Source organism: Ensifer sp. ENS03 (assembly GCF_014852035.1).
Lineage (GTDB): Bacteria > Pseudomonadota > Alphaproteobacteria > Rhizobiales > Rhizobiaceae > Ensifer > Ensifer adhaerens.
In genome coordinates this window covers 503,552-523,431 of sequence record NZ_JACVAV010000001.1, presented here as the reverse complement: position 1 = coordinate 523,431, position 19,880 = coordinate 503,552, and the positions used below count along the sequence as shown (strand labels likewise).

Sequence of the window (19,880 nt, the reverse complement as noted above, 5' to 3'; positions counted from 1 at the left end):
GCAACAAGAGGAATTCTCGGTATGGACCAAAATACAGATGACGTTCGGCGGAAGCGTCCGCCGGAGCGCGACCTCGACGCGATGGACCGAAAACTATTAGGCGTCCTCGTCGAGGACGCGACCACGAGCTATGCCGAGCTTGGCGAACGCGTCGGACTTTCGCCGCCGGCGGCCCATGAACGGGTGAAGCGGCTCCGGCGTTCGGGCGCGATCCGCCGCGTGTCGGCGCTCATCGATCCGGACGCGGTCGGAAAGACGCTGCTTGCCTTCGTCCATGTCGACACGACCGGCTGGGGCAAGACGCAGGCGCTGCTTGCGATCGAGGAATGCCCTGAAGTGGAAGAGATCCACTCGGTCGCCGGCGACACCTGCATGCTGCTCAAGGTGCGCACAGAAAGCACGCATGCGCTCGAAGGGCTTCTGGCGCGGCTCTACGACACGCCCGGCGTCAAGGCGACGCGCAGCTATGTGGTGCTTTCCACCTATCTGGAACGGACGGTGCAGCCGGGCACGACGAGCGACTGGCCCGCCGTGGTGAAGGGGTAGGCTGCTTTCGCCAGGCGGAGGGCCGCCTTGGCAGTCTCAGACGACGCCAGCGCGCAGCAGATCATGAATATGCAGGATGCTGACCGGCGCCCCGCCGTCGTCGACGACGAAGAGCACGGTCACCTTATGCTGCTGCATGAATTCCATGGCGCCGCTTGCAAGCACGTCGCCGCGGATCACGCGCGGATTGCGCGACATCACCGCCTCGACCGGTTGCAGCAGCAGGTCGCCGGACATGTGACGACGCAGGTCGCCGTCGGTGATCACGCCGGCCAGCTTGCCGCCATCGTCGATGATGCCGACGACACCGAAACCCTTGGACGACATCTCGATCAGCGCCTCGCTCATCGGGCGTCCGACGCTGAGAAGCGGCATCTGGGCGCCGTCATGCGCCAGCTCGCGAACAAGCCGCAACTGCGCGCCGAGCTTGCCGCCCGGATGAAAGGTCTTGAAATCCTCGGCCGAAAAGCCGCGCCGCTCCAAAAGCGCGATGGCGAGCGCGTCGCCGATGGCGAGTTGCAGCATGGCCGAGGTCGTCGGCGCGAGGCCGTGCGGACAGGCTTCCTGAACCTTCGGTAAGACGATCGGCACTTCGGAGTTGCGGGCAAGCACGCTGTCGCGGTTGGCGCAGATCGAGACGATCGGCACGTTGAAGCGCTTGGCATAGGTGAGCATGTTTGCAAGCTCGGCCGTCTCGCCCGACCAGGAGAGCAGGATCAGCACGTCCTGCGAGGTGACCATGCCGAGGTCGCCATGGCTCGCTTCGGTCGGGTGCACGAAATAGGCGGATGTTCCGGTCGATGCCAGCGTGGCTGCAATCTTGCGGCCGATATGGCCACTCTTGCCGACGCCGGAGACGACGACGCGCCCCTGGCTTTCGCCGATCAGTTCGACGGCTTCGACGACGCTGCGCGCAAAAACTTCGTCAGCGCCAAATTGGTCCGCCAGCGCCTTGATGCCGGCCATCGCGGTCGTCAGCGTCCGGCCGATCGACTCCAAAGCCGCAAGTGCAGTGCGGTCATCCGCCGATGCATGTCTCAAACCCATGATGACCCCAATTCTGCGAAGACTTAAGCAACAGGCACGAATTTGCCCGCCAGACCATTGACGGCAGATAAGCGCTTTTTCTTGGCAAACCAAGTCTTGGAAGCAGAGTTCGGGGGAAAACTGGCGTGAACCGCGGCGTTTTCGTCAGCCGGCGCGCTTTTCTTCCATTTCCAGCGGCATCGACTTGTCGGCCGCGAATTCTTCGAGCGTCATCGAATCAAGAATGGCGGCAACGGCATCACGGACCGTCGTCATCGATACCCGCACCTGACAGGTCTCGGGATCGTTACAATCTTCGCAGACCTCGTAGGCCGTGCGGCTCGCACAGCGGATCGGCGCAAGCGGCCCGTCCAGCGTGCGGATCACGTGACCGATACGGATTTCCGAAGCGGGCCGCGAGAGCGAGTAGCCGCCGCCGGGCCCCTTTTTCGAGCGCAGCATGCCGGCGTTGCGCAGCTCAAGCAGGATCGTGTCCAGGAACTTCTTCGGGATATTGTTGCGCTGCGCGATCTCGGTAATGAAGGCAGTTTCCCCCGGCTCCAGCCGAGCAAGATCGACCAAGGCCTTCAGTCCGTACTTTCCCTTCTTCGTCAGCATTCCGGCACGCTTTCCCTGCGGCGGCACCCCAGAAAACGGGAATCATCCGCGCAAATGCAAATATATATTGGCATAGCACAAGAAACGTACTGCCAACATATAATTATAGTGGGGAATTGACCGATGTCGCGGGCAATCGCGTGCGGCCGATGCGGCAAGATTTGCGGATGTCTTCGCGGTGGATGCGGGAGAAAAGCCGAAACCGGCTTTTCTCATCCGCTTCAAGTGCGGCTTCAGGCAGCGGCGCTGTGGTTCTGCCGCTTGGCCTGGACGGCCTGGTGGGCCAACAGCTGCCGGATTGCGGCGCGCGCTTCATCGGCCGAGCCGAAGCGCTTCGCGTCCAGGTCCCAGACGTGATACTTCACCGCCAGGAACTTGAAGCGATCTTCATCCGGGACAACAACGCCGACGGCTTCGCCGCCAAATTCGATAACCTGCTTGCTCATACAAATAACGCTCCATCCACGCTGTCGGCGCGGAAACTTTCAATTTCGGCAAAAGATAAAGTTCGAGGGGTTCGAAGGTCACATTCGGCAAAGATTGCGAATGAGCCATTTTTTCTCTGTTGCGCGACAAAGGAGACGCGTGCCGAAGAAGGCGGCGGTCGAGACGGTTTCGGACATGTCACACTCCTTTGGCTGGCCCGGCATCAGCAATGCCGGAGCGTTCGATGAACAACCGTGAGGCGGACTCCCCGCGTTCACGTAGTGGCAAACTAGAATAATCTACCAATTCCGTCAATTAAAAAGATGAAGACGCAGAAAAAATTTCTTCACCCTTTAAATTCAAGGGGCGATGTACGCAAAATCCATCCACCCGTTCCGGAACCGGAGACCTACGCTATTTAGGAAGCGAAGAATCAGTCTGCAAGGCACGGGTGGATAAAGACAGCACATTCGGACAAAAAAGGGGCGGCCCGTCGGGCCGCCCCTTCACGTTTTGTGTTCCAGTGCCGGATGTCAGGCAGCAGGCGTGCCCGCCTGCGGCGTGGTTGTGCCACCGCGGGATGCTTCGCGATCCTTCCACCAGCGATTGAGGAACAGCAGGATCGGGCCGCCGATATAGATCGACGAGGTCGTTGCCACGATCACGCCGAAGATCATCGGCCAGGCGAAGCTCTTGACGGCATCGCCGCCCCAGATCGCCATCGGCACCAGCGAGAAGGCCGTCGCCATCGAGGTGAAGATGCATCGCGCGATCACCTGGTTGATGCTCATGTCGATGAGATCCGAGAACGGCATCGACTTGTACTTCCTGAGGTTCTCGCGCATGCGGTCATAAACCACGACCTTGTCGTTGACCGAGTAGCCGATCATCGTCAGGAGCGCGGCGATGGCCGTCAGGTTGAAGTCGATGCCTGTCAACGCAAAGAAGCCGATCGTCTTGGTGATGTCGAGCAAGAGGACCGCGATCGCGCCGACGGCGAAGTGCCATTCGAAGCGGAACCAGATGTAAAGCAGGATCGCCACCATCGCGAGACCGACAGCGAGGAAGCCCGAACGGGCAAGCTCGGTGCTGACGGTCGGGCCGACGACTTCGGTGCGCTCGAAGCTCGCATCCGGGATCGTCTGGACGACGGCATCCTTGATGCGGTTGAGCGCTGCCGTCTGTTCCTGCTCGCCGCCCGGCTGGCGCTGGACGCGGATCAGGACCGATTTGTCCTGGCCGAATTCCTGCAGCGCCACTTCGCCGATGTTGAGCGCTTCGAGATTGTGGCGAAGCGTCGGAAGGTCGAGGGTGTTCTTCGAGGTGGTCTCGACCTGGATACCGCCGACGAAGTCGATGCCGTAGTTGAGGCCCGGCGTGAAGAACAGCACGACGGAGCTGACCGACAGGAAGGCGGACATGCCGATGGCGACGAAGCGGCCCTTCATGAAGGAGAAGGACGGAAGCTTCGGAACCTTGCCGAACAGCGACGGGATCTCGAGCTTCTTCATCTTCCGGCGAACGACGACCTCGCGCATCATCAGGCGCACGACGGTGATCGAGGTGAACATCGAGATGATGATGCCGAGCATCATGGTGACGGCAAATCCCTTGACCGGACCGGAGCCGAAGGCGAACAAGAGCACGGTGCCCGAAAGCGTCGTGACGTTACTATCGATGATGGTCGCGTAGGCCTTGTTAAAGCCGATATCGAGCGCCTTCATCGCACCGGCGCCCGCTTCCGTTTCTTCGCGGATGCGCGCGTTGATCAGGATGTTGGCGTCCACGGCCATACCGATGCCGAGAATGATACCGGCGATACCGGGCAGGGTCAGCGTCGAGCCGAGCATGGCGAGAAGCGCGATGGTCAGGATCGTGTGCAGCACCAGGCCGACATTGGCGATCATGCCCCAGGCGCCGTAGAGCACGACCATGAGGGTGACGACGAGCGCGAAGCCGGCAAGACCGGTGTAGATGCCCATGCGGATCGAGTCGGAACCGAGGTTCGGGCCGACGGAGCGTTCCTCGATAACGGTGAGCGGTGCCGGAAGCGCGCCGGAGCGCAGCAGCGCCGACAGAACGGTCGCTTCCTGTGCGGTGAAGTTGCCGCTGATCTGGCCGTTGCCGCCGATGATCGGCTCGCGGATAACAGGAGCCGTCAGGACCTTGCCGTCAAGAACGATCGCGAAGGGCCGGCCGACGGCAGCCTGGGTGATTTCCGCGAACTGGCGGGCACCGAGCGTGTCGAAGGTGAAGGACACGATCGGTTCGTTGGTGCGCTGGTCGAAGCCGGCCTTGGCATCGGCCAGGCGCTCGCCCGAAATCGCGACGCGGCTTTCGACCGCATATTTGTTGTTGTCGTGGGCGCCCGGCAGAATGTCGACGCCGCGCGGCGCCGGCTGGTTGGGATCCACGGTCTGGTCCACCATGTGGAAGCTCATCTGCGCGGTCGAGCCCAAGAGCTGGCGCAGTGCCGTCGGATCCTCGAGGCCCGGAAGCTGGACGAGAATGCGGTCGGAACCGACACGCTGGATCAGCGGCTCGGCAACGCCGACGGTGTCGACGCGCTGGCGGATGATCTCGAGGCTCTGTTCGACGGCCTTGGTGGTGCGGTCGGCAAGGCCGGCCTCTGTCATCGCGATGTTGATGCTGTCGCCGTTCTCGGTCACCTCGATATCGGAAGCCGCGCCGCCGAAACCAAGCGTGCCGACAGGGGCCGCCAGCTCTTTCAGCTTCGGCAGAACCTTTTCGCGGTCGGCCGGATCTTCGATCTTCACGGTAACGGTATCGCCGGCGATGCGGGCCGAGGAGGCCGAGATGCGCTCGGCGCGGAGCGCCCGGCGCGTATCGTCAAGCAGGGTTTCGAGCCGAGCTTTGCGAAGGCCGGCAGCATCGACTTCGAGCACGAGGTGCGAGCCGCCCTTGAGGTCGAGGCCGAGGGTTACCGGCTTGACCGGCAGCCAGCCTGCAAATTGTTCACGTTGTGCCGGCGTCAGCACGTTCGGAAGCGCCGCGATACATCCGAAGATGATCACGACGACATAGACGAGAATCGCCCATTTCGATGTACGCATGTTGTGGTTCCAGAAGAGCCTGCGCGGGCACGGGGCGCGTCGTCAGGGCTTGTTTCATAAAGGGCAGAGCTGCAGCCGAAGCCGCCAGCCAGCCAAAATCCGCGTTGTGGATCAGGCGCCGGGAGGCGCGCGAATATGGGGGCCAGGGTTCGAGGCCCCGCCAAGATACGCAGCGAACTCGCGGAAAATCCGCCCGTCCGACGAACGGGGAAGTTCGAGTTCGAGCGATGCCGGCAAGAGCGCCGGCAAGCCATCATCGGCCGCGGACTTGGCGTCCTTGCGCTCGGCCGTAAACCGAAGGTCTGAAAGCGGTGTCGCCCGCGAGAGTTGCCGGGCGGCGGGACGGTCAGTCGAACCGGTGTCGGTGACGTTGCCGGCCTGGGCACCGGAGGCCGAACGGGACGGGATGCTCTGTCCGACCGAGATGACCTGCATTGCGAAGGAGGCGCAGAACAGCCACAGCACAGCGAGAAGCCGGCCGGCCTGTATGTTCTTGCTGCCACCACCCATGCGGTCCATCGAGGACGCGGTCCCTTTCCCTGGCGATTGCACGCCAGCGAGACGAAAATTGAGCCCGAATGCCCGACCTTACCTAGAGAACGTGGCCGGAATCGAGCATGGGCGCCTTTAACACCATTCCGGGCCGGAAAAGTCAAATCCGGCCCGTTTCGTGGTTGTCGTTGCTCAGGCCGTGATGCCGCTCGTTCGCCGCTCGTGGATCTCGATAAGCGACGGTCCCTTGCGCTTCGCCGCCTCGGCGAGCGCCTGTGAGAGATCGGCGACGGAAGCAAGCCGCCGTCCCTCGACGCCATAGGCCTTCGCGGCCATCAGGAAGTCCGGCGCCGAAGGCTTGACGCCCTCCGGCGTAACGCCGGCATCGACCATGTAGCTTTCGATTTCCTGGTAGCCGTCATTGTTCCAGACGAGGAAGATGACCTGCGCCTGCGCATCGACGGCAGACCCGATTTCAGCGAGCGAAAACTGGAAGCCACCGTCGCCGACGAGACAGACGACCGGCCGAGACGGATCGGCGACGGCTGCACCGACGGCTGCTGGCGGCGCATAGCCCAGAGAACCGTAACCGGTCGCCGAATTGAACCAGCTACGCTGCCGCGGTGCATCACAGTAGAGGTTGCCGGCATAAACGGCCTGGGTCGAGTCGCCGACGACGGTGCAATCCGGCAGGGCCTTGTAGATGGTGTCTATGATGCCGATCTCGGCCCGCATCTTCGGCGTCAGTTCCTTCAGCGCCGCCCTCCGCGCCGTTTCGGCCCGTCCCGCGCCATCCTTCGCAGCATGACCGGGGAGCAAGGCGAGGATGCCCGCCGTCGCCGCCTTGGCGCCGGAGAGGATGGAGAGCGCCGCATGCGGCCCGCGCGCGAGCTGCGCCGCATCGATGTCGGTGCGGATCAGGTTGCGCAGGGCCGGAAAGCCGCCATCGGCATACATGTCGTAGTCGGTCTGGCCCATTTCGGTGCCGAGCGCCAGCACCAGGTCGGCCTCCTTTAGCAGCGACCGCACCGCCTTCAGGCTGGGGCTCGCAGGAACCCTCAAGGGACTGCCCGAGAACATGCCGCGAGCATTGACAGTGGTGACGACGGGCGCACCGATCTTTTCGGCAAGCTCCGCAACTTCCGCCTCCGCCGTCAGCGCGCCGCCGCCGCAGATGATGACCGGGCGCGAGGCGTCGGCGCAGAGGATCGCCGCGCGCTGCAGCGTCTCGCTGTCGGAGCGCGGCCGGGTGGCCGTTGCCGGCCGCAGCGCCTGCGGCGTGATCTTCGCCGACATCACGTCGGTCGGGATCTCGATATGCACCGGTCCCGGCCGACCGGAGACGAGCACCGAGAAGGCGCGGTCGACGACGAAAGGCAGGTCTTCTGGATTGAGGAGCGTGTGCGAATAGAGCGCCAGCGTCTTCATCATGCCGTGCTGGTCGGGCAGCTCGTGCAGCAGGCCGCGCCCATGGCCGAGCGAATCGCGGCGATTGACGCCTGAAATCACCAGCATCGGGATCGAATCCTGGCGCGCCTGCGCCATCGCCGTGATGGTGTTCGTGAGGCCGGGCCCGGTGATGACGAGGGCAACGCCCGGCTTGCCGCTGACGCGGGCATAGCCGTCGGCCATGAAGCCGGCGCCCTGTTCATGCCGTGGCGTCACGTGGCGGATCTTCGATGCAGCGAGGCCCCGGTAGAGCTCGACCGTGTGCACGCCGGGAATGCCGAAGACCACCTCGACGCCATTGGCCTCGAGCAGGTCGACCAGGACTTCTCCAACCGTTTTTTCCGTGGTCATGCGCGGCGTTCCTTGCGCAGGCTAGCCCGTTCGGCAAGGGCCTTGATGCGGCGGCAGGCCTCGTCGATGGCACCATCGGGCACGGTCAGGCTGACGCGCAGATAGTTCTGTGCTTCATCGCCAAAGGACGATCCGGGCATGACGGCAACCCCCTCTTCTTCAAGCAGCGCCCAGGCAAACGCATCGCCGTCGAGACCGGTTCCGGAAACATCGATCAAGATGAACATGCCGGCTTCCGGCGCGAACACCTCGATTCCGGGCGCCCCGGCAAGGCCGGCGACGATCTGCGCGGCGCGCGACTTATAGGACAAGCGCATCCGGCGCGCCGTATCGATGTCATGCGTCAGGGCATAGGCGGTCATGTCGGCGATGAAGGGCTGCGTGCCGAAAAGCATCGTTTCGGAGACCGGCAGCAGCCGCTCGGTGAACTCGACCGGGCCGACCGCCCAGCCGCTGCGGAAGCCGGGTGCGGCGTGCGATTTGGAGATCGACGAGACGACGATCGTGCGTTCGGCGAGATCCGAATTGTCGAAGGGCGAGGCAAAGACGGCGTCGAACACCAGCTCCTCATAGACCTCGTCGCAGACGATCCAGAGATCGTGACGGCGCGCGACCTCGCCGATCGCGGCAATTTCTTCCGCCGTCAGCACGGCGCCGGTCGGATTGTGTGGCGTATTCAGCAGCAGCACGCGGCTCTCCGGCGTGATCGCCGTTTCGAGATCTTCGGCCTGCATGTGGAAGCCGAATTCCGGCTTCAGCGGCACCAGCACCGGATGCGCGCCGGTCGAGCGGATCACACCTTCATAGGTCGCATAGAGCGGATCGCCGACGAGAACGGCATCGCCGGCCTCCGCCAACCCGAGAATCACGGCGAAGAGCGCCGTCTGCGTGCCGGGGAAGCAGAGCACGTTCTCGTTCGTCACATCGGCACGGCGACGACGGTATTTCTCCGCGACGGCCGCCACGACCGTCGGTTCACCGCGGCCGTTGGAATAGCGGTAACGCCCCGCATTCATCGCGCGCTGGCATTCATCGAGCAGGGCGCGGTCCGGCGGAAGATCCGGTTCGCCGATCGTCAGTTCGATGATGTCGGCACCACTCGCCTTCAATTGGCGGGCACGGATATGCAGCGACCATTTGCCCGAACCAAGATCGGCAAGATGTTCGGTGATGGACGCGTAGCGCATGGTGCTTTCTCCCGTTTTCATTGTTTTGCAGTTCCGAACTTAGTGCCGAGCAGCGCTTCGACCGAAGACACGGCGATGGCGACGAGCTCGCCTTCGCGAAAGAGATCGCCGGCAAGGCAGCCCTCGACCCAGAGGCCGTCGACCAACCCGTTGATGGCGATGGCGAAGGCCCGGCAGGTTTCGGCGTCGGCCGGCTTGCCTTTGGCCGCAAGAAAATCGGCGAGCAGTTCCTGCAGCGAATTGCGAAAGGCAAGATAGCCTTCGCGGTGGATCTCCGACAGCACCGGATCGACCCGGACCTGGCTGATGAAGGCCGCCCAGAGCGAGATGCTGCGGCTGTCGGCCACCGGCTCGGTGAGGTTGATGGCGATGAAATCCCGGAGCCGGGTTTCCGGATCGCCCTCGACCTTGCTCGCCTTTTCGGTGAGCGAGGCGATGACGGCGCGATAGGCCTCGGCAACCATCTGGTCCTTCGATTCGAAGTAGTGGCGCACCAGCCCGGCGGTCACGCCGGCGCGGATTGCGATCTGCCGAACGGTTGCGCCCTTCAGCCCGAATTCCGAGATGCAGTCGAGCGTCGCTTCGATCAATTCCTGGCGGCGCTCGCCTTCCGGCGCGCGGTGAAAACTGCGTCTGTTCATGCGGCACTCTGCTCTCGAACCGGCCCAAAATGCTGTTCAGGCGCGGTCGGCAAAGGCTTCGGCCAGAACGGCAGCATGGGCGGCTCCTTCGGGAAATCGAACGATCGGCGGGCGTCAAAAAATCGACGACGTCTATTATTATACGCTTGAACAATAGCGGCACAAGTGCAACCATGCCGGCCAACAAAAACCCGTGACAGGCCAAAGATGCCGCACGGAAGACGACAGGGGAACTGTTTCGATGCTGACAGCAAAAGCTCGCAGAGCCATGGGAGCGGCGCGCCGATGACGGATGCGGCCCAGGCAATCGCGGTCACTGACCTGCACAAGCGTTTCGGGCCATTGGAAGTGCTGAAGGGAGTTTCGCTCACAGCGAAGCAGGGCGACGTGATCGCCATCATCGGCGGCAGCGGTTCCGGCAAATCCACTTTCCTTCGCTGCATCAACCTCCTCGAACTCCCCTCCGCCGGTAGCGTCAGCGTGCATGGCGAAAAGATCCGGATGAAATCCGACGGTCGCGGCGGCCTGGTGCCGGAGGACCGCAAACAGGTCCAGCGCATCCGCAGCCAACTCGGCATGGTGTTCCAGAGCTTCAATCTCTGGCAGCACATGACCATCCTTGAAAACGTCATCGAAGCGCCGATCCATGTGCTCGGCAAGCCGAAGGCGGAAGCGGTCGCCACCGCCGAAACCCTGCTGAAACGCGTCGGCCTCTACGAGAAACGCGACGCCTACCCGGCCTTCCTTTCCGGCGGCCAGCAGCAACGCGCCGCGATCGCCCGGGCGCTTGCCATCCAGCCGCTCGTCATGCTCTTCGACGAGCCGACCTCGGCACTCGATCCCGAACTCGTCGGCGAAGTTCTCACTGTCATCGGGGACCTCGCGCGCGAAAAGCGCACGATGATCCTCGTCACCCACGAGATGAAGTTTGCGCGCGACGTCGCCAACCACATCGTCTTCCTCCACAACGGCGTGATCGAAGAACAGGGCCCGCCTGAGGCGATCTTCGGCGCACCGAAATCGGAAAGGCTCAAGAAGTTCATCAGTTCCATTCACTGAATTCCTGAATGCTAAACAACCAAAAAGGGGAACAGCATGAAGAAGGCATTGAAAGTCCTGGCCGTTGCGGCGGCGATCGCCGTGAGCGGCGGCGTCGCGGCGTCGGCGGAAGCGCTGAAGGTCGGCGTCGCAGCGGAGCCCTATCCGCCGTTCACAGCGCCTGACGCCAGCGGCAAATGGGAAGGCTGGGAAGTCGAGTTCATGAACGCAATGTGCGCCGAGGCCAAGCTCGAATGCGTGCTGACGCCGGTTGCCTGGGACGGCATCATTCCGGCACTGACGTCGAAGAAGATCGACATGATCATCAGTTCGATGTCGATCACCGACGAGCGCCTGAAGACCATCGATTTCTCCGACAAGTACTACAACACTCCGACCGGCATCATCGGCACCAAGGGCGTCGAGATGAACTCCTCGCCGGAAGGGCTGAAGGGCAAGACGCTCGGCGTCCAGGTCTCGACGGTCCACCAGGCCTATGCCGCAAAGCACTTCGCGCCGGCGGGCGTCGAGGTCAAGGAATATCAGACGCAGGACGAGGCCAACAACGACCTCGCCGCCGGCCGCCTCGATGCGGTGCAGGCGGATGCCATCGCGCTCAAGGCGTTTCTGGCGACCGACCAGGGCAAGGAATGCTGTGAATACAAGGGCGACGTTGCCGAAGACGTCGCCGTGATCGGCCCGGGTGTCGGCGTCGGCCTGCGCAAGGGCGAAACCGAGCTCAAGGACAAGATCAACGCCGCCATCAAGGCGATCCGCGACAACGGCACCTACGATACGTTCTCGAAGAAGTACTTCGACTTCGACATCTACGGCGGATAAGGCGCGATCGGCCGGCGATCGAACTGCCGCAGCGCTTGTCGCGTCTGACAAAGACCGCAGCGCTGTAGCGATCGCCGGCCGGCGCCATCGGAGCTCGACGACGCATGGCTGCGGATTCCCTCATCAATTGGGGCCTGCTCTCGCTTTCAGCACCCGGCTGGGGCGGCGTATTGCTGCAAGGCTTTTTCAATTCCATCCAGATCGCCGTCGGCGGCTTCACGCTCGGCCTGGCGCTCGGCATCGGCGGTGCATTCGGCAAGCTCTATGGCGGCCCGGTTCTGCGCGATCTGCTCGAAAGCTACACCACGGTCGTGCGTGCAGTGCCCGAGTTGGTGCTGATCCTCTTGCTCTATTATGCCGGCACCGACCTGCTCAATCAGGTTCTGGCGTTGTTTTCGGTTGGCCCGGTCGACATCAGCGGCCTGATGGCCGGCATCTTCGTCATCGGCGTCGTCCAGGGCGCCTATTCGACCGAAGTGTTGCGCGGCGCGATCAAGGCGGTGCCCGCCGGGCAGATCGAGGCGGCGCGCGCCTATGGCATGTCGCCGGCCATGGTTCTGCGCCGCATCACCCTGCCGGCGATGTTGCCCTATGCCATTCCCGGCCTCTCCAATCTCTGGTTGATCGCCACCAAGGACACGGCCCTTCTCGCCGTCGTCGGCTTCAGCGAGTTGACTCTGGTCACCCGCCAGGCGGCCGGCACGACCAAGGCCTATCTCCTGTTCTTCCTGGCGGCTGGCGCGCTCTACCTGGCGCTGACGCTCATCTCCAACGTCTTCATCGGCATGCTCGAACGCCATGCCCGACGCGGTTTTGCGGAGAGCCGATGACCGACGAAACCACCCACGCCGTTGCGTTTACGCCCGAAGACCTGCCGACGGCGAAGAGCTTCTTCCTGCCGCACCGCATCCTCATGATGCTGGTCTTTGCCGCCTTCGTCGTCGCCGTCGCCGTCTTCATGCGCTGGGACTGGCTGCCGCGCTACCTGCCACGGCTTGGCTGGGGCATCCTCGTCAGCCTGATGATGCTGTTCAGCACCGCCATCCTCGGCTTCCTGCTGGCGGTGCCGATCGGCCTCGTGCAGGTCACCGGCCCCTGGTTCCTGAAACTGCCGGCCAAGGTGTTTTGTACCGTGATCCGCGGCACGCCGCTGCTGTTGCAGCTCTGGCTGCTCTATTACGGTCTCGGCTCGCTGTTCCCGCAATTTCCGGCGATCCGCCAATCCTTCCTCTGGCCTTACCTGCGCGAAGCGTGGCCCTATGGCGTGGCGGCGTTGACCATTTCGTTTGCGGCCTACGAGGGCGAGGTCATGCGCGGCGCTTTTGCCGGCGTTCCGAACGGCGAGCTTGAGGCGGCGAAGGCCTATGGCATGGGCCGCTGGACGATGTTCCGCCGCATCTGGCTGCCGCGCGCCATCCATCGGGCTCTGCCAACGCTCAACGGCGAAACGGTGCTGCAGCTGAAATCGACGCCACTTGTCGCGACCGTGACTGTCGTCGACGTCTATGCGGTCATCTCCAAGGTGCGGCAGGAAACCTTCCTCACCTACGAGCCGCTGTTGCTGCTCGCACTCATCTACATGTGCCTCACCGGAATTCTAGTGGTGGCCTTCCGCACCTTCGAAAATCGCATCCCAACCCGCGGTGCCTGACATGAAGCTTTCCCCCTCGATCACCAACGCCATGCCGGAACTCGTCGCCATCCGCCACGACCTGCATGCCCATCCGGAACTCGGACTGGAGGAGACGCGCACTTCCGCCTTCATTGCGAAACACCTGGAAGGTCTCGGCTACGAGGTGACGACGGGACTTGCGAAAACCGGTGTCGTCGGCACGCTCAGGAACGGCAACGGCAAGCGCTCGATCGGCATCCGCGCCGACATCGATGCGCTGCCGATCCTGGAAGAAACCGGGCTGGACTATGCCAGCAAGACCTCGGGCCTCATGCATGCCTGCGGCCACGACGGCCACACGACGATGCTGCTGGGTGCTGCCCGCGCGCTTGCCGAGCGGCGCAATTTCGACGGCACCATCCACCTGATCTTCCAGCCGGCCGAGGAGAATTTCGGCGGCGCCAAGATCATGATGGACGAGGGCCTGTTCGATCAGTTTCCCTGCGACGCCGTGTTCGCGCTTCACAACGAGCCGGGTCTGCCTTTCGGCCAGTTCGCCCTTAGGGAGGGCCCGATCATGGCCGCCGTCGACGAGGCGCGCATCACCGTGCATGGACGCGGCGGGCATGGCGCGGAGCCGCAGGAAACAGCAGATCCCATCGTCTGCGGCGCCTCGATCGTCATGGCGCTGCAATCGATCGTCTCGCGCAACATCCATCCGATGGATCCGACTGTGGTCACCGTCGGCGCCTTCCATGCGGGCTCGGCCAGCAACATCATTCCCGAACGCGCCGAGATCGTCGTCGGTATCCGCTCCTTCGAGCCCGATGTGCGAGACGAACTCGAACGCCGCATCCGCATGATCGCCGAGGCGCAGGCGACGAGCTTCGGCATGCGCGCGACCGTCGACTACCAGCGCAGCTACGATGCGACGATCAACCACAAGGCCGAGACGGACTTCGTCCGCGATCTCGCGGTCCGCTTCGCCGGCGCCGACAAGGTGGTCGATCTCGCCCGCCCCTTCATGGGCAGCGAGGATTTCGCCTATATGCTGAAGGAGCGGCCGGGGACCTACTTCTTCCTCGGCTCGAAGGTCAGCGACGACGACAGGCCGCTGCATCACCCCGGCTACAACTTCAACGACGACCTGCTGCCGATCGGCGCGGCTTTCTGGACGGAGTTGGCCGAGGCCTATCTCGCGCGCCGCTGATATCCCGCTCACCTTTCGCCAATATGCCGCAGCGCAACATTGCCGCAGTGTGACAACGTGGCGGACGCGCTGTCATTGACGTTTGGCAAATTTGGCGCAGATTCAAGTGCATGCTGAAAAGCCGGTGCAACCCCAGGATTTGCCTCGGCCAGAGGCCAAGACAGGTTCCCTGATCGACGATCGGTCACCGGACAAATGATGCAGCAGCCAGAGCATTGCGGCCTACGCTTCCGTGAGGCGTCGCATCCGCGTGTCTGAAAGGATTGCGCCCGTGTTTGAGAGTTTCGATGCGACCCTGCTCGCTCGCTTCCAATTCGCCTTTACCGTTTCCTTCCACATCATCTTCCCCGCCTTTTCCATCGGGCTTGCGAGTTACCTCGCGGTGCTCGAAGGGTTGTGGCTGTGGAAGAAGGACGGGGTCTATCTCGAACTCTTCAATTTCTGGAAGACGATCTTTGCCGTCGCCTTCGGCATGGGCGTCGTTTCCGGCATCGTCATGTCCTATCAGTTCGGCACCAACTGGAGCGTCTTTTCCGACAAGGCCGGGCCGATCATCGGGCCGCTGATGGGCTACGAGGTGCTGACCGCCTTCTTCCTCGAAGCGGGCTTCCTCGGTGTCATGCTGTTCGGCCTCAACCGCGTCGGGCCGAAGCTGCATTTCTTGGCAACCGTCATGGTCGCCGTCGGCACGCTGATCTCGGCCACCTGGATCCTTTCGGCGAACTCGTGGATGCAGACGCCGGCCGGTTTCGCGATGAACGAGGCGGGCCAGTTCGTCCCGGTCGACTGGTGGGCGATCGTCTTCAACCCTTCCTTCCCCTATCGCCTCACCCACATGGTGCTGGCGGCCTATCTCACGACCGCCTTCGTCGTCGGCGCCTGCGGCGCCTGGCACCTCATCCGCAAGACGGCGCCGCGGCGGGCGCGAAAGATGTTTTCGATGGCCATGTGGATGGCGGCGATCGTCGCGCCGATCCAGATCTTCGCCGGCGACATGCATGGTCTCAACACGCTGGAGCACCAGCCGGCCAAGGTGATGGCGATGGAGGGGCACTACCAGAGCCATCCGGACGGCGCTCCGCTCATCCTCTTCGGCATTCCGAACTCGCCTGAAAAGCGCGTCGATTACGCGATCGAGATCCCGAAGCTTTCGAGCCTGATCCTGAAGCATGATCTGAACGCGCCGCTCGCCGGTCTCGATACGATCCCGGAAGAACTTCACCCGCCTGTTGGTATCGTGTTCTGGTCATTCCGGGTGATGGTCGGCATCGGCTTCGCCATGCTCGGCATCGGGCTCTGGTCGCTCTGGTGTCGCTATCGCGGCACGCTCGACAGCAATGTCTGGCTGCACCGTGCCGCGATCGCCATGGGGCCCGCCGGCTTCGTCGCCGTGCTCGCGGGCTGGGTCACGACCGAAGTCGGCCGTCAGCCCTATACCGTCTACGGCCATCTGCTGACGGCAAACTCGGTGGCGCCGATCGCGGCACCCGCGGTCGCCGCCTCGCTGATCGCCTTCATCATCGTCTATTTCTTCGTCTTCGGCGCCGGCACCTTCTACATCCTCCGGCTGATGGCGCGATTGCCGCGCGATCCGATGCCGGAGCTCGGCGAAGGACCGTTGCGCAGTTCCGGCATCATGCCGGGCCCCGCCATCCACAGCAGCCATGCGAACACCAAGGGAGGCCATCATGGAGTTTGATCTGCCGTTCATCTGGGCCGGCATCATCGCCTTTGCGGTGCTCGCCTATGTCATTCTCGACGGCTTCGACCTCGGTGTCGGTATCCTCTTCCCGTTCTTCCCCGAGAAGCACGACCGTGACGTCATGATGAATTCCGTCGCCCCGGTCTGGGACGGCAACGAGACCTGGCTGGTTCTTGGCGGCGGCGGCCTGATGGCGGTGTTTCCGCTGGCTTACGCCACCATCCTGCCCGCACTTTACGCGCCCATCATCGCCATGGTGATCGGCCTCATCTTCCGCGGCGTCGCCTTCGAGTATCGCTGGCGCACGCGGCGGGCCGAATATCTCTGGAACTGGGCCTTCTCCGGCGGCTCGATGCTGGCCGCCTTCGCGCAAGGGATCACGCTCGGCGCGCTCGTCCAGGGCATCCCGGTCGAGAACCGTGCCTATGTCGGCGGCTGGTGGGATTGGCTGACGCCGTTCTCGATCATGACCGGCATCGCCGTCGTCGTAGGCTATGCGCTGCTCGGCGCCACCTGGCTTGTGATGAAGACCCACGGCGACCTTGCCGACCGGGCCCGCGACCTCGCGCTCAAATGCTCCTTCGCCACCGTCGCCGCCATGGGCATCGTCAGCCTGTGGACGCCGTTCCTGGAGCCGCAGTATCTGGACCGCTGGTTCGGCTATCCGACGGCGATCTTCAGCGTCATCGTGCCGGCGCTCGTTCTCGGCTGCCTTTATGCGCTGATCACGGGTATCCGCAAGCGCCACGACAGCCGGCCGTTCATCGCCGCACTGGGCCTCTTCGTGCTCGGCTATGCCGGCATCGGCATCAGTTTCTACCCCTATATGGTGCCGCCATCGCTGACGATCTGGGACGCGGCCGCGCCTGAGGAAAGCCTCTCCTTCCTGCTTGCCGGCGCTTTGGTGCTGGTGCCGATCATTCTCGCCTACACCGCCTATTCCTACTGGGTGTTCCGCGGCAAGGTCGATCCGGAGGAGGGCTACCATTGACCAGCGAATCAGGAACCGGCCGCAAGCTTCTCTGGTTCGTCGGCCTCTGGTGCGCGGGGGTGGCGGCCGTCACCCTCGTCGGCCTTGCGATCAAGCTGATGATCGGAACGTAGTCGATCCATTGGAGCGGGATGCGGGCGGAAAACCGCAGACACATTTCCTCATCCCGTTCTAAAAAGCCTCGCTCAAGCTTGGCCGGCTAACTTCCCTTAACACGTCAGCAGGCGATCGCCGCAGACGGAGACAGGACCGCACCCTCCTCCCCTGCAAAGCGATCGCCTGCTGAGGTGACCACCTCAAGGGTCGCCGGCTGCGACCCTGTTGCCCCTTCCAAGATAGCTCGCCGTTTGTTAGCAGTGCGCCGCAGAAGCGCCCCGCTTGCTGAGAGCCGAGGGACGCTCGAACATCCTGGGCCCGCGCTTGGCCGCATCCAGGCAATTGGACGAGACAGATGCAGAAAACCCCCGCGCAATGCGAAACCATGGCCGACGTGCGTGCCGAGATCGACCGTCTCGACCAGGCGCTGATGGCGCTGTTTGCCGAGCGCTGGGGCTATATTGACCGCGCGGCCGAGATCAAGGCGCCGCTGAAACTGAAGGCCGACATTCCGGCGCGGGTGATGGAAGTGCGCGAGAATGCCCGCAAGAACGCTGCGCGCGTCAACCTCGATCCTGATTTTTACGAAGACATCTGGGCGCGGCTGATCGGCCACGCGATCGCTCATGAGCAGAAGCTGCTTGGCGAAACCGGCGACGAATAACCTCGCCGCCTCGCTCTTTCAATCTACGGCCGTCAGCGCCCGAGAATGTAACCCTGGAGACGGTCCGCCGCTTCCTTCACGTGGTCCGGATCGCGCAGGAAGCAGGCGCGCATGAACAGCGAGCCGCCGTCGCCGAACGCCGTTCCCGGCGCCAGGCCAACGCCGGTCTTGTCGACGATGTCGATCGCCGCCGCGCGCGAATCCGTGACGCCGTCGATCTTCAGGAACGCATAGAGCGCGCCGTCGGGTTTGAGCGTTTCCACCCGGTTGGTGGCGATCAGCGCGTCGCAGAAGACGTCCCGGTTCTTCGCCGCCTTGGCGACATTGGCATCGACGAAGGCGTCGCCCTCGTCGAGCGCCACGACGGCACCGCGCTGCATGAACTGGGCGACACCCGAGGTCGAATACTGCACCAGATTTTCGAGAACCTGGCCGATCGCGGGTGGAGCCACGATCCAGCCCACACGCCACCCGGTCATCGACCAGTTCTTCGAGAAGGAATTGACGAAAAGGATGCGGTCGCCTTCCTCCATCACGTCGAGGAAGGACGGCGCGCGGGCGCCGCCATAATAATAGAGCGCGTAGATCTCATCGGCGATGATCCAGAGCCCGTGCCTGCGCGCCAGCGTCAGGATCGCGGCCAGTTCGTCGCGGGTCGCGGTCCAGCCGGTCGGGTTCGACGGCGTGTTGATGAACAGCGCCTTGGTCTTCGGACCGATCGCCGCCTGCAGCCGATCGAGATCGAGTTGCCATTTGCCGTGTTCGAAACGAAGCTCCACCGAGACCGGGCGAACGCCGGAGAGATCGGCGGCGGCGGCAAAGTTCGGCCACGCCGGCGTCAGAAGCACCATCTCGTCGCCGGGCGAGGCGATCGCCTCGATCGAGAGCTTGATCGCCTGCATGCCGGAGCCGACGACGTAGAAATTCTCGGGCGAAAGCGACTTCTGAAAGCGCCTTTGATAGTAGCGCGACAGTGCCTCGCGCAGCGGCGGGATACCGCGCTGCCAGGTGTAGAAGGTCTCGCCGCCGGCAAGCGCATCGCGCGCAACGTCGCTGATGAAGGCAGGCGTCGGCAGGTCGCCTTCTCCGACCCACAGCGGGATCAGGCCATCGCGCCCGCGTGCATAGTTCACCACCTCGACGATGCCGCTTTCAGGTGCCGAAAGCGCACGGGGACTGATGGTGCTGAGGATGGTCATCGGCGGGCTCCGGATGCACGACGTTAAAGGCCGCGGCCTTTAGATCATCGTGAAAGATTCCAATGGACTAGAGCGCGTATCGACCGCTCCAGTTCGCCCGTTGCTTCTAGCCGCTTTCGCCAAGGCGATCACGCGACTTTATCTGACCGGTTTATCGATTTTTGTGATGTTTCGCGGCCCCGGCGAAGCCAGGGCCGCGAGGAAAGTCACGCGCGCTGCTTCAGCAGGTCGCGGATTTCACCGAGAAGCAGAATGTCTTCCGGCGGGGGCGCGGCCGGTGCTTCGTCCTTCTTCTTCTCCATCGAAGCGCGCATGCGATTCACCGCCTTGATCATCAGGAAGATGATCCAGGCAAGGATCAGGAAGTTGATGAGCACGGTGATGAAGTTGCCATAGGCAAAGACGGCACCCTGTTGACGGGCGGCGGCGAGAGACGTCGCCGTCACGTTCGCCGAGAGCGGCAGGAAATAATTGGAGAAATCGAAACCGCCGCCGGTCAGCGCACCGACGATTGGCATCACCAGGTCCTCGACGACCGACGTTACGATCTTGTTGAAGGCGGCGCCGATGATGACACCGACCGCGAGATCCATCACGTTCCCGCGGGCAATAAACTCCTTGAACTCATTCAGCATAAATCTCTCCGTATTATCCCCGTTTGAAAACGGCTGGCGGCGCTGTCCCGCGCTGCAAGCGTTTACGGAAACTAAACCAAAGC

The 19,880-nt window shown here is 63.2% G+C and carries 19 protein-coding genes; 9 read left to right on the top strand and 10 right to left on the bottom strand.

The window, feature by feature from the left end; genetic code table 11:
- The first annotated feature begins 21 nt into the window (after nt 1–21).
- Nucleotides 22–546, top strand: a complete 525-nt coding sequence (locus tag IB263_RS02600) for an Lrp/AsnC family transcriptional regulator (protein WP_192437526.1) — start codon at nt 22–24, stop codon at nt 544–546.
- A 36-nt stretch (nt 547–582) separates the two neighbouring features.
- Here IB263_RS02600 and IB263_RS02595 read toward each other — a convergent pair whose 3' ends face one another.
- The 8 genes from IB263_RS02595 to IB263_RS02560 all read right to left on the bottom strand — a co-directional run bounded on the left by IB263_RS02595 (nt 583) and on the right by IB263_RS02560 (nt 9,810).
- A complete protein-coding gene (locus tag IB263_RS02595) occupies nt 583–1,593 on the bottom strand; it encodes an SIS domain-containing protein (RefSeq protein ID WP_034797034.1) in 1,011 nt (336 codons plus the stop codon).
- A gap of 144 nt (nt 1,594–1,737) precedes the next feature.
- Nucleotides 1,738–2,190 (bottom strand): Rrf2 family transcriptional regulator, encoded by a 453-nt coding sequence (locus IB263_RS02590; RefSeq protein ID WP_034797035.1) that lies wholly within the window; start codon nt 2,188–2,190, stop codon nt 1,738–1,740.
- Nucleotides 2,191–2,423: 233 nt separating this feature from the next.
- Nucleotides 2,424–2,636 (bottom strand): hypothetical protein, encoded by a 213-nt coding sequence (locus tag IB263_RS02585; protein WP_034797039.1) that lies wholly within the window; start codon nt 2,634–2,636, stop codon nt 2,424–2,426.
- 513 nt (nt 2,637–3,149) lie between these two features.
- Entirely contained in the window at nt 3,150–5,690 is a 2,541-nt protein-coding gene (secD, locus tag IB263_RS02580; RefSeq protein WP_034797042.1) for a protein translocase subunit SecD, read from the bottom strand.
- A 111-nt stretch (nt 5,691–5,801) separates the two neighbouring features.
- Nucleotides 5,802–6,209 (bottom strand): hypothetical protein, encoded by a 408-nt coding sequence (locus IB263_RS34020; protein WP_034797046.1) that lies wholly within the window; start codon nt 6,207–6,209, stop codon nt 5,802–5,804.
- A 165-nt stretch (nt 6,210–6,374) separates the two neighbouring features.
- Nucleotides 6,375–7,982, bottom strand: a complete 1,608-nt coding sequence (locus tag IB263_RS02570) for a 5-guanidino-2-oxopentanoate decarboxylase (RefSeq protein WP_192437524.1) — start codon at nt 7,980–7,982, stop codon at nt 6,375–6,377.
- Entirely contained in the window at nt 7,979–9,169 is a 1,191-nt protein-coding gene (locus IB263_RS02565) for a pyridoxal phosphate-dependent aminotransferase (protein WP_192437522.1), read from the bottom strand. Before IB263_RS02565 ends, IB263_RS02570 begins: the two co-directional genes overlap by 4 nt.
- A 17-nt stretch (nt 9,170–9,186) precedes the next feature.
- Nucleotides 9,187–9,810 carry a TetR/AcrR family transcriptional regulator gene (locus IB263_RS02560; protein ID WP_060607082.1) on the bottom strand — a complete coding sequence of 208 codons (624 nt, stop codon included), beginning with the start codon at nt 9,808–9,810 and terminating at the stop codon, nt 9,187–9,189.
- A gap of 285 nt (nt 9,811–10,095) precedes the next feature.
- Between IB263_RS02560 and IB263_RS02555 the strand changes: the two genes are divergently transcribed.
- The 8 genes from IB263_RS02555 (at nt 10,096) to IB263_RS02520 (ending at nt 17,963) form a co-directional block, all read left to right on the top strand.
- Nucleotides 10,096–10,869: an ABC transporter ATP-binding protein gene (locus tag IB263_RS02555; protein WP_034797059.1), complete on the top strand. Its 774-nt coding sequence runs from the start codon at nt 10,096–10,098 to the stop codon at nt 10,867–10,869.
- A 36-nt stretch (nt 10,870–10,905) separates the two neighbouring features.
- The gene (locus IB263_RS02550) at nt 10,906–11,688 is read left to right on the top strand and encodes a transporter substrate-binding domain-containing protein (protein ID WP_034797062.1); all 783 of its coding nucleotides are present in this window, start codon (nt 10,906–10,908) and stop codon (nt 11,686–11,688) included.
- Nucleotides 11,689–11,792: 104 nt separating this feature from the next.
- Complete coding sequence (locus IB263_RS02545) at nt 11,793–12,518, top strand: ABC transporter permease (RefSeq protein WP_113079611.1); 726 nt, start codon at nt 11,793–11,795, stop codon at nt 12,516–12,518.
- Complete coding sequence (locus IB263_RS02540; RefSeq protein WP_034797068.1) at nt 12,515–13,339, top strand: ABC transporter permease; 825 nt, start codon at nt 12,515–12,517, stop codon at nt 13,337–13,339. The genes IB263_RS02545 and IB263_RS02540 overlap by 4 nt, the downstream gene beginning before the upstream one ends.
- Nucleotide 13,340: 1 nt before the next feature.
- Complete coding sequence (locus IB263_RS02535) at nt 13,341–14,510, top strand: M20 aminoacylase family protein (protein ID WP_112974858.1); 1,170 nt, start codon at nt 13,341–13,343, stop codon at nt 14,508–14,510.
- A gap of 271 nt (nt 14,511–14,781) precedes the next feature.
- Entirely contained in the window at nt 14,782–16,209 is a 1,428-nt protein-coding gene (locus IB263_RS02530) for a cytochrome ubiquinol oxidase subunit I (protein ID WP_060607085.1), read from the top strand.
- Nucleotides 16,199–17,203 carry a cytochrome d ubiquinol oxidase subunit II gene (gene cydB / locus IB263_RS02525; RefSeq protein WP_090295002.1) on the top strand — a complete coding sequence of 335 codons (1,005 nt, stop codon included), beginning with the start codon at nt 16,199–16,201 and terminating at the stop codon, nt 17,201–17,203. Before IB263_RS02530 ends, cydB begins: the two co-directional genes overlap by 11 nt.
- 451 nt (nt 17,204–17,654) lie before the next feature.
- Complete coding sequence (locus tag IB263_RS02520) at nt 17,655–17,963, top strand: chorismate mutase family protein (RefSeq protein ID WP_034797078.1); 309 nt, start codon at nt 17,655–17,657, stop codon at nt 17,961–17,963.
- Between the two features lie 32 nt (nt 17,964–17,995).
- Here IB263_RS02520 and IB263_RS02515 read toward each other — a convergent pair whose 3' ends face one another.
- Complete coding sequence (locus IB263_RS02515) at nt 17,996–19,162, bottom strand: pyridoxal phosphate-dependent aminotransferase (protein WP_113079610.1); 1,167 nt, start codon at nt 19,160–19,162, stop codon at nt 17,996–17,998.
- A 206-nt stretch (nt 19,163–19,368) separates the two neighbouring features.
- Nucleotides 19,369–19,797, bottom strand: coding sequence for a large conductance mechanosensitive channel protein MscL (gene mscL / locus IB263_RS02510; protein WP_034797082.1), 429 nt, complete (start codon nt 19,795–19,797; stop codon nt 19,369–19,371).
- Between the last annotated feature and the right edge of the window lie 83 nt (nt 19,798–19,880).